The sequence below is a fragment of the Flavobacterium sp. J372 genome (genome assembly GCF_024699965.1).
Classification (GTDB): Bacteria; Bacteroidota; Bacteroidia; order Flavobacteriales; family Flavobacteriaceae; genus Flavobacterium.
This window is the reverse complement of record NZ_JAJOMZ010000004.1, coordinates 2743923-2755000: the sequence shown is the minus strand read 5'-3', so window position 1 is coordinate 2755000 and position 11078 is coordinate 2743923. Positions and strand designations below refer to the sequence as shown.

At 45.3% G+C, this 11078-nt stretch carries 7 protein-coding genes (1 of these 7 only partly in view); 6 read left to right on the top strand and 1 reads right to left on the bottom strand.

Annotated features, from left to right (window positions below; translation table 11 throughout):
• Positions 1-566, bottom strand: partial view of an alpha/beta hydrolase gene (locus LRS05_RS13700; RefSeq protein ID WP_308224935.1) — the 5' portion only. 265 nt of this gene lie to the left of the window's left edge; only the first 566 of its 831 coding nucleotides appear in the window; the start codon lies at positions 564-566; its stop codon lies off the left edge, out of view.
• Between the two features lie 107 nt (positions 567-673).
• Between LRS05_RS13700 and LRS05_RS13695 the strand changes: the two genes are divergently transcribed.
• From LRS05_RS13695 to LRS05_RS13670, 6 genes are all read left to right on the top strand, one after another.
• Positions 674-2614: an alpha-1,4-glucan--maltose-1-phosphate maltosyltransferase gene (locus LRS05_RS13695; RefSeq protein ID WP_257868835.1), complete on the top strand. Its 1941-nt coding sequence runs from the start codon at positions 674-676 to the stop codon at positions 2612-2614.
• Between the two features lie 2 nt (positions 2615-2616).
• Positions 2617-4239: a trehalose synthase gene (locus LRS05_RS13690; RefSeq protein ID WP_257868834.1), complete on the top strand. Its 1623-nt coding sequence runs from the start codon at positions 2617-2619 to the stop codon at positions 4237-4239.
• Between the two features lie 52 nt (positions 4240-4291).
• Complete coding sequence (glgB, locus tag LRS05_RS13685) at positions 4292-6190, top strand: 1,4-alpha-glucan branching protein GlgB (protein ID WP_257868833.1); 1899 nt, start codon at positions 4292-4294, stop codon at positions 6188-6190.
• Positions 6191-6355: 165 nt separating this feature from the next.
• On the top strand, positions 6356-8755 hold the full coding sequence (locus LRS05_RS13680) for a glycoside hydrolase family 31 protein (protein WP_257868832.1): 2400 nt from the start codon (positions 6356-6358) through the stop codon (positions 8753-8755).
• Between the two features lie 34 nt (positions 8756-8789).
• The gene (locus LRS05_RS13675; RefSeq protein ID WP_257868831.1) at positions 8790-9605 is read left to right on the top strand and encodes a M48 family metallopeptidase; all 816 of its coding nucleotides are present in this window, start codon (positions 8790-8792) and stop codon (positions 9603-9605) included.
• Positions 9606-9714: 109 nt separating this feature from the next.
• The gene (locus LRS05_RS13670) at positions 9715-11028 is read left to right on the top strand and encodes an MFS transporter (protein ID WP_257868830.1); all 1314 of its coding nucleotides are present in this window, start codon (positions 9715-9717) and stop codon (positions 11026-11028) included.
• Positions 11029-11078: the final 50 nt, after the last annotated feature.

The following is an 11078-nucleotide window of genomic DNA, read 5'->3' as shown; positions in this document are numbered from 1 at the left end:
GTTGCAACTTCCATGCCTAAACTTTTCGTAAAGCTGTTCATGATGTCTTCAATTATATCACCTGCCCCAATAGTCACTGCCTTCTTTACTTTCAGCCCCCGCTTTATGGAATTGAGAACAGCCATCGCACCAAGCGAATGCCCAATGGCAAATTCAAACGGGCCGTATTGCTTGTCAAGTTCAAGGATTGCAGCAATGAATTCGGTCATGTCGCTGGTCTTTCCGGGCGCTTTACCGTGTGCAGGCGCATCAAAACTTACTGTGCTGTAGCCACATTTTAATAGCTTATTTGCAATACTGTGAAGTTGTGTACCCCGACCGCTCCAGCCGTGCACCAATAATATCTTTTTATCACTTTCACCATAATGATATACATTGACTCCTTTATTGATTGCAGGAATCTTCACAATCTCCTGCCGGCTCTTTAAGTCCATTTCTTCCTCACGTGCAGGCAATTTAAATTTCATGGGCGTGGTGAAAATCTTCATGGCAAACTTAGCCGCCATTTTGCGGGAAGTTACTTCCAAAATTTTAGCAGTTACCTTTATCGGTTTCGGAATTTTCAAAGATTGGCGGTGATTTTTATCGTTTCCTGACATATTGCTAAAACTTATTGTGAACTGTTAAATGAATGCTTTTTTAACTATTTTTAAAAGCATAAATATACTTTAAAATGCAGGACCAGCGACGTGTACACATAGAGAATGTAAAGCCGCAGATAAATAACGGACAATATTTTATAAAGAGGGTTGTTGGCCAGAGAGTGACAGTGACAGCCGATATACTTTCAGACGGTCATGATGTTATGGCCGCTGTAGTGAAGTACCGCCATGAGAAAGATAAAAAATGGCAGGAAGTGCGTATGCACGAAACTGGCAACGACAGTTGGGAGGCGACTTTTACAGTTGAAAAGCAGGGCTTTTACAGCTATTGTGTAGAAGGCTGGATTGACTATGCCCTGAACTGGCAATACGGCACTGGCCGCAAGATTAAAGACAACCAGCGTATAACGTCTGAACTTAGTGAGGGAGCTGAATACATTAAAGCTTTACTTGATAAGGTTACAAAGCCTGAAAAGGAATATTTGCAAAAACTTGTAACAATGTTTGCAGATGATTCAGCTTATGATGCAGCTGCGGCTGAAGCGCAGTCGGGTAAACTTAAAGATGTTTTTACCAGGTATCCTTCAAGATTCCTTTCACATCAAACGAAGGAGTTTAAAGTGTATGTTGACAGGCAGAAAGCATTGTTCAGTACTTGGTATGAGTTTTTCCCGCGTAGTGCATCTTCAGAAAAAGGCAAGCACGGCACCTTTGCGGACTGCGAGAAACTGTTGCCGCGCGTGACAGAAATGGGTTTTGATACGCTGTATTTTCCGCCCGTACACCCTATTGGTGAAGTAAACCGAAAGGGGAAGAATAACGCCACTACCGCACAGCCGGGAGATGTTGGCTCGCCCTGGGGCATAGGCTCGCAATACGGCGGGCACAAAAGCATTCACCCTGAACTGGGTACGCTTGAGGATTTTAAAAAGCTTGTAAATACAGCAAAAGGACTCGGTATTGAGATAGCGATGGACTTTGCACTGCAGGCCGCACCTGACCATCCGTATGTAAAAGAATTCCCGCAATGGTTTAAGTGGAGGCCGGACGGCACGGTGCAGTATGCCGAGAACCCGCCTAAGAAATACCAGGATATACTGCCGATTTATTTTGAAAGTGCCGACTGGAAGAACCTGTGGGCAGAGTTGCTTAGCGCAGCCCTGTTTTGGGTGGAGGAGTGTGGTATTCGCGTTTTCAGGGTTGATAATCCGCACACCAAGCCGTTTTATTTCTGGGAATGGCTCATTGCTGAAGTGAAGAAGAAATACCCTGATGTTTTGTTCCTGGCGGAAGCTTTTACGCGTCCTAAAATCATGGATGCCCTGGCTAAGGTGGGCTTTACGCAATCTTACACGTATTATACATGGCGCAACACTAAAGCTGAACTTATTGAATATGTAACACAGCTTACACAAAGCGAACAGAAAGAGTTTTTCCGTTCCAACTTTTGGCCGAATACGCCGGATATTAACCCGTTTCCGTTACAGGGAGCAAATGAGGCAACACATTTACAGAAGTATTTCCTGGCAGCGACACTAAGCTCAAGCGTTGGTATATATGGCCCTGTTTTCGAACATATGGTTACCGATGCCATCCCGGGAAGGGAGGAGTATATGGATTCTGAAAAGTATGAGGTGCGCCACTGGGATTGGGAGAAAAAGAACAAGATCACCACGCTTATCGGCAAGATAAACCAGGTGCGCCGTGAGAATGCTTCGCTGCAGCAGACTAACAATATTGATTTCTGCGATACTGATAATGACCAACTTATTGCATACTATAAATATGATGACAGCCGCCAAAATGAAACCCTTATGGTGGTGAGCCTTGACGCATACTATTCAAAACAGGGCTGGCTAAAGCTGCCTCTCGAGTCGCTTGGCATTCAGTCCGGACAAAATATTGTGGTACGTGACCTCATCACGGGCAACAGCTACCACTGGGACAAAGAGTGGAACTTCATCGAGCTGCACCCCGCGCTGCCTTTCCATTTATTTAAAATCGAGAAATAATTATGCCAACTTCCATACAAGATACGTTTAATGCGCCATTCGTGTTTAAGGCCGACTGGAAGCATGCTTTTGAAGATGAAGAGTTTATCAAGGTTTTCGCATCAGATATCCTTGAAAATTATATCCTCAAGAAACGATGGTATGGAGGCAAAGCCAGTACGCTGAAGTATATTGAGATTGTTGACCATTTTAAGGTGGCATCAGAAAAGAACACGTATTACGGCGTACTTATAGAAGTAAATTACAAAGAGGCATTCCTGCAGCATTACTTTATGCCTGTGGCCTTTATGGCTGAAGATGAGCTGGATACCAAAACACTCATCGCGCCGGTTACTCTTAATGGCGTAGAAGGCTACCTTGTAGATGCGCTGCATCAGGAAGATTTCCGCCGTATGGTGTTTGAAAACATTGTGAGCGGCGGCGGCAAAAATACGCCACACGTAAAATATCACCGGGGTAAGGGTATGAAAGATGTGAAGTACGAGTCGTCACGGTTTATGGGGATGGAGCAAAGCAACACATCCATTATCTATAACGATAACCTTGTGCTTAAATTCTTCCGCAGGATATATGTGAGCACCAACCCCGACTATGAAATAAGCCGTTTCCTTACCGAGAAAATGCATTACAGGCACACACCCGCGTATAAAGGCAGCATTAATGTTGAAATGGCTGGCGATAACATTACACTAGCTCTCATGCAGGAACTGGTAGACAACCAGGGCGATGCCTGGAAGTATATGCTGGAGGTGATTGACGGGGTGTTTGACAACCTGCAGGCTAAGAAGATAAAGATTGACAAGCTTCCTGATTTTGAGCTGTTCAGGACGATAAAGATAAATAACATACCCCCGGAAATAATTGACTGGGCAGGGCTTACGCTGTTTCTTCGCGTACGAACGCTGGCACAGCGCACGGCAGAGATGCACATAGCATTGGGTGGCGATACTACGGACACTTCTTTCACACCCACAACGTATAACGGTGATTATACGGTTTGGTTGAAGAACAGGCTGATATACCAGTTCCAGAACCGTTTGAACACAATTGAGAACAACCTGCACAAACTCGACGGGCTTGCATTGGAGCTGGCACACCAGTTCCTCGACAAGAAAAAGGCCATACGCAGCCATTTCCTTGATTTTGACTGGACAAAGCTGAAGAGCGAGCGCATACGTATACATGGCGATTATCATTTGGGGCAGGTGCTGGTTGACGGCGATGATTTCTACATCCTGGACTTTGAGGGTGAGCCGGAAAGCACCATACGCGACAGGAAGGTAAAGCAGCCGCCGCTTAAGGATGTGGCAGGACTGTTCAGGTCGTTCCATTACGCGATTTACGCTACGATCTTCAACAACAAAGACAAATACCCATTCTCGCAGGAAGAGCTGTTCAAGGCCGGCGAATTGCTGTTTAATTACATGGTAGGCGTATACCTCGACACCTATATTGAAAAAGCCCAGGAAGGTAACCTCAATATTGGCTACAACAAAGAAATTGCTTTCCTGCTAAAGTACTGTATCCTTGAAAAAGCGGTGTACGAGCTGGGCTACGAGCTGAACTCACGTCCACGTTGGGCGGTGATTCCGCTGAGAGGGATAGCGAGTATAATGGGGTATTAGGCTGCGCCGTTTAAAGTTTAAGGTTGCCATCCAGTGCGAAAAAATAATAAAAATGAACAAAACAATTCCGCATTCCCTTTTTACAGATTTTGACATAGACCTTTTTAAGGCAGGGAAACACTATAGGCTTTACGAAAAGCTCGGGGCGCATCTTACCGAAGTTGACCGCCAGAAAGGCGTGTACTTTGCCGTATGGGCGCCGTCGGCTAAGGCAGTGAGCGTGGTAGGTGATTTTAATTATTGGCTGGAGGGCGAGCATCCGCTCAACGTCCGTTGGGATGGCTCAGGCATATGGGAAGGGTTTATTCCAGAGGTTGATAAAGGCTCAAAATACAAGTACAAAATACACTCGCATCACAACGACATTAAGACTGAGAAAGCCGACCCGTTCGCGTTCTATTGCGAAAAGCCGCCGCAAACAGCCTCTATAGTCTGGGATACGCATCACAAATGGAAAGATACCAAATGGATGGCCAACCGCCGTGATAAGAACGGTTTGGATAAACCTTATTCAGTCTACGAGGTGCATCTGGGTTCGTGGCGCAGGGGAGACGGTAACCGCTTTCTTAGTTACATAGAGCTTGCTGACGAGCTTGTGGCGTATGTAAAAGATATGAACTTCACCCATGTAGAGTTTATGCCGGTAATGGAGTATCCGTATGACCCGTCATGGGGTTACCAGCTGGTGGGATATTTCGCCCCGACAGCGCGTTTCGGTAAACCGGATGATTTTATGGTACTAGTGGATAAGCTGCATCAGGCGGGTATTGGTGTGATATTGGATTGGGTGCCATCACATTTCCCGGAAGATGCGCATGGCCTTGGCTTCTTTGACGGCACACATCTTTACGAACACCCCGACAGACGCAAGGGCTATCACCCCGACTGGAAGAGCCTTATCTTCAATTACGGTCGAAACGAGGTGCGCTCGTTCCTTATAAGCAATGCCGTTTTCTGGCTTGATAAATATCATATTGACGGGCTTCGTGTTGATGCTGTGGCCTCAATGCTGTATCTTGATTATTCGCGTAATGATGGCGAATGGGAGCCGAATATTTATGGCGGGCGCGAGAATCTGGAGACCATCAGCTTCCTTAAAGAACTGAATGAAGAAGTCTACAGAAGCTTTGAAGGCGTACAAACAATTGCTGAAGAAAGCACATCATTCCCCATGGTGTCAAGGCCTACCTATATCGGGGGGCTTGGCTTCGGGATGAAATGGATGATGGGCTGGATGCACGATACGCTGGAGTACTTCAAGAAGGAAGCTATTTACAGGAAGCACCACCAGAATGATCTTACTTTCAGTATGACATACGCATTTACTGAAAACTTCATGCTGCCGCTGAGCCATGACGAGGTGGTTTATGGCAAGCACTCAATATTGGGCCGTATGCCGGGCGATGAATGGCAGCAATTTGCGAACCTGCGTTTGCTCTATAGTTTTATGTTTACTCATCCGGGCGCAAAGCTTCTGTTTATGGGTGGCGAATTCGGGCAGGGCGCTGAATGGAACTTTGAGCAAAGCCTTGACTGGCACCAGCTTGATTATCATTATCATCGGGGCATCAAAAACCTGGTACGTGCGCTGAACAAACTTTACAAAAAACAGCCTGCACTCTTTGAGAAGCAATTTACAGCTGATGGCTTTGAATGGATAAACTACACCGACAATGAGAATTCTGTGCTTTCATACATCCGCAAAGGAAATAATCCCGAAGAGAATCTCATTATTGTCTGCAACATGACACCTGTTATCCGTGAAAATTACCGTATCGGTATACCTGCTGAAGGTAAACTCAAAGAAATTTTCAACAGTGACGATGAGGATTTCGGCGGAAGCGGGGTAAAGAACAAAAAACTAAAAACCGATATGATTCCCTGGAATGGCAGGCCATTTTCCGCAGCGATGACATTGCCGCCGTTGGGGGGTGATTGTATTTTCGATTAAATAACAACATCTCGACTGCGCTCGATGTGACAACCTATTGTTTATTGTCAGTCCGAGCGCAGTGGAAAACCACTCACTACTTATCAACACGTCAACGTTTGCGTAAAAAATAAATCACCTGTAATTACCTCAACTTTATAACTTTGAGACTTTTGCTTTTATACTATGATCACCAATACCGAATTAGAAGTTAAGGGTAATCTCTACCCATCACACATAACAGAGTTCAGGAAAGAATCAGACAGCGCTTATTTTTACACCGAAAATAATGTCATCCTCAGGATAACCGTGCTGCGTGACAGCTTGCTGCGATTCCGGTTTACCACAAAAGGGTATTTTAGCCCTGACTTTTCCTACGCTATTGACGAAAACCATTCCCGAGGCTATAACCACTTTTCTGTTTCGGAAGAAGCGGAATATTATAAGCTTGTCACCAGTAAAATAGAGTGCCACATACATAAAGCCGATCTTAGGGCCGGAATATATGACCTTGAAGGAAATGTACTCCTTGAAGATGAGCAGGGCTTTCACTGGGAGGAAATATATGAATACGGCGGCAATGTGGTGAAGATGAGTAAAGTGTCGCGTGACGGAGAAAATTTCTATGGATTGGGCGATAAAGCCACACACCTGAACCTGAAGGGCAAACGGCTCGAGAATTGGGCAACCGACCAGTATGCTTTCGGTAAAGACCAGGAGCCGCTGTACAAGGCCGTTCCGTTCTATATAGGCCTGAATGGAAAAGAGGCTTACGGCGTATTCTTTGACAATACGTTCCGCAGTTTTTTTGATTTCTGCCACGAGCGCCGTAATGTTGCCAGCTTTTGGGCCGAAGGGGGCGAGATGAACTATTACTTCTTCTACGGCCCCCAAATGAGCGATGTGGTAACAGCCTATACCGACCTTACGGGTAAGCCCGAACTGCCGCCGCTTTGGGCGCTGGGCTACCACCAGTGCAAATGGAGCTATTACCCTGAAAGTAAAGTAAAAGAGATTACTGCAAAATTCCGCGAGCTGCGAATACCTTGTGATGCAATTTATTTGGATATTGACTATATGGAAGGTTTCCGCTGCTTTACCTGGAATAAAGAATACTTCCCTGACCCGAAACGCATGGTTGATGAGCTTGCGGAAGATGGCTTTAAAACCATTGTGATTATTGATCCGGGCATTAAGATAGACAAAGACTACTGGGTGTACAAGGAAGGGATTGAAAAAGATTATTTCTGCAAACGGGCAGACGGTCCTTATATGAAAGGCAAGGTATGGCCTGGCGAATGCAATTTCCCTGATTATACCAATCCTGAAGTACGCGAATGGTGGGCCGGTTTGTTTAAAGAACTAGTTGGCGAAATTGGCGTGAAAGGTGTGTGGAATGACATGAACGAGCCTGCCGTGATGGAAGTGCCTACAAAAACCTTCCCGCTTGATGTAAGGCACGATTATGACGGCCACCCGTGCAGCCACCGAAAGGCACATAATATATATGGTACACAAATGGCAAGGGCTACGTATGAGGGCGTAAAACGCTTCTCTTACCCCAAGAGGCCATTTATAATTACGCGTTCGGCATACTCCGGCGCGCAGCGTTACACCTCTTCATGGACGGGCGATAACGTGGCAACCTGGGAACATCTATGGATTGCCAACGTGCAGGTTCAGCGCATGAGCCTGAGTGGTATGGGCTTTACCGGCAGTGATATAGGCGGTTTTGCAGAGCAGCCAACAGGTGAGCTTTACACGCGATGGATTCAGCTTGGCGTTTTCCACCCCTTCTGCCGTACACACTCCTCCGGCCATCACGGCGAGCAGGAGCCATGGGCTTTTGATGAGGAGGTGATAAACGTTACGCGAAAGTTCATAGAACTGCGCTACCAATTGCTGCCGTACCTGTATACAATGTTTTGGGAGTACATTAATGAGAACATACCTATGCTGAAGCCGTTGGTATATTTTGACCAGGAAGACACGCAGACACATTACCGTACCGATGAGTTCATCTTCGGTAACCAGATATTGGTATGCCCAATCCTTGAACCCAATACGCTGGGCCGCAGGATGTACATTCCGCGCGGTACATGGTATAACTACTGGAATAATGAGAATGTGACAGGTGGTAAAGAAGTTTGGGTAGACGCGGCGTTTGACCAGATTCCGGTTTTTGTTAAGGCAGGCGCCATCATCCCGAAATACCCGGTTCAGCAATACGTAGGTGAACTTGAGTTTGATGAACTGACTCTTGATGTATATTATAAGGATGGCAAAGAAACCTCAACTGTGTTTGAAGATGCACAGGATGGCTATGATTATACCAAAGGCCGTTACAGCCTGCGCACATTTAAAATGACAGGCAAAGAGAAAGAGCTTGTAATAACGCAGCATAAAGAAGGTAAGTTTACAACACCATATAATTTCTTCACCATAAACCTGATAGGCCTGCCATTTACAGTGGCTTCGGTACAAATAGATAATGAAGAAGTGTCGCTGGAAGAACTGAAATTAAATATTCACAATACTTTAACTATAAGCAAGGATTTTTCGGAATTACATATAAAAGGAAATTAGTAAATTTGAGTATAATTTAATAATTATCCTTCGTATGAGAAAGAGCGTATTCTTACTTTCTGCAGGTTTGGCAGGGCTTATACTGGCCTGTTCAACCAACCCGTTCACAGGTAATAAAGACCTGAATTTTGTGTCGAACGACCAGATATTTCCTACGGCGTTTGCGCAATATGACCAATTTCTGAAAGAGAATAAAGTAATAAAAGGCACCCCAGATGCACAGCGTGTAGTTACGGTGGGGCAAAAGATAAGGGCTGCCGCTGAAAAATACCTCAATGCCAATGGTTATCAGGGATATCTGGAGGGCTACCAATGGGAGTATAACCTGGTGCAGGATCCTGCGGTGAACGCATGGTGTATGCCCGGCGGTAAGATTGTAGTATACACAGGCATACTCCCTATAACAAAAGATGAGGCCGGGCTTGCAACCGTTATGGGCCATGAGGTGGCACACGCACTGGTAAACCATGGGGCGCAGCGTATGAGCGCCGGGCAGCTGCAGCAGCTTGGTGCGGTAGGAGTAGGAGTGGCTACATCAGGACAGAGTACACAGGCTCAGCAATTATGGATGCAGGCATATGGCGTAGCCAGTGAAATTGGCGGTACGCTGCCTTTCAGCAGGAAACATGAAAATGAAGCCGATGAAATAGGGCTTACCCTTATGGCTATTGCCGGCTATAACCCTGACAGGGCAGTTGATTTCTGGAAACGGATGGAAGCCAATTCAGGAGGGGGTGCACCACCTGAGTTTTTGAGCACGCACCCATCTGGCGCTACACGTGTTGCCAACATACAGAAAAATATACCCAACGCCAAGGCACAGGCAGCCAAGTTTGGCGTTAAGTTTTAATTTGATATAAATTTAATGGTTTGGAAAAGCTGTCCGGCAACGGATGGCTTTTTTTGTTGATTATCATTCCGAAAAATAGTTTAGCTTTGGTTCACCAATCACTATACTTATGGCACAACTGCAAAAAGGCAGCAAAAAACTGCTGAACGCCTGGGCTTTCTATGACTGGGCCAACTCTGTATACAGCCTTGTAATCGCTTCGGCGGTATTCCCCATTTTTTACAGCCACATAATTCCTGACAGCGGTACCTTGTCATTCTTTGGCAATGAAGTGAAGGGCACAGCACTCATCAGTTTTGTTACGGCATTTGCCTTCCTCATCGTATCGTTCATATCGCCATTGCTATCAGGTATAGCGGATTATGCCGGTAACAAAAAGTCATTCCTAAAACTCTTCTGTTACATAGGCGCAATATCGTGTATTGGCCTGTACTGGTTCAGCATAGATAACTTGTACCTCAGCCTGGTTTGCTACCTGTTTGGTCTTGTAGGCTTTTGGGGCAGCCTTGTGTTTTATAACTCATATCTTCCTGATGTAGCTTTCCCGGAACAGCAGGATGCCGTAAGCGCTAAAGGCTATTCTATGGGTTATATAGGTAGTGTAATATTGCTGATTTTAAATTTGGTGATGGTAATGAAACCGGAGCTTTTCGGCATTAAAGGCACTCCTGAAGAACCTGCCGCCATCCTGGCCATGCGCTATTCGTTTATATCTGTAGGTATCTGGTGGATACTCTTCAGCCAATACACATATTACTATCTTCCGGAGGGCGCTGTTCGGAATAAGGTAACACGTGATGTAATGCTGAACGGTTTCCGGGAGCTGCGCAAAGTTTGGTTAAGACTGAAGGAAAACACAATATTGAAAAGATATCTGGGTGCATTCTTTGTTTACAGTATGGCGGTACAGACGGTTATGCTGGCAGCAACTTATTTTGGCGCCGAAGAAATTGCATGGCCGGATGAAGATGCTAAAAGCATGGGCCTCATCATCAGTATATTGCTGATACAGCTTATTGCGGTGGCAGGTGCGCTGCTTACGTCGAGATTATCGGCAAAGGTTGGTAATATTAAAGCGCTTATCATCATCAACATCATCTGGGCTGTTATATGTGTAAGTGCTTTTTTTATATCGCTACCAGTACATTTTTATATAACGGCTGCCTTTGTAGGTTTGGTAATGGGCGGCATACAATCGCTTTCACGAAGCACCTATTCTAAATTTTTACCCGAGACAACAGATACGGCTTCATTCTTCAGTTTTTATGACGTCACAGAGAAAATCGGGATTGTTATAGGTATGCTTTTATATGGAGCTATAGACCAGATGTTTGGCAGTATGCGCTACTCTATAATCTTCCTGACTCTGTTTTTTATTGTTGGCATATTTCTTTTAACAAGGGTGCCGAAAAAAACTTTATGATTTTGAATTTTAACTCTTATATTTGATGCCTTTAAACCTGATTACTAAAA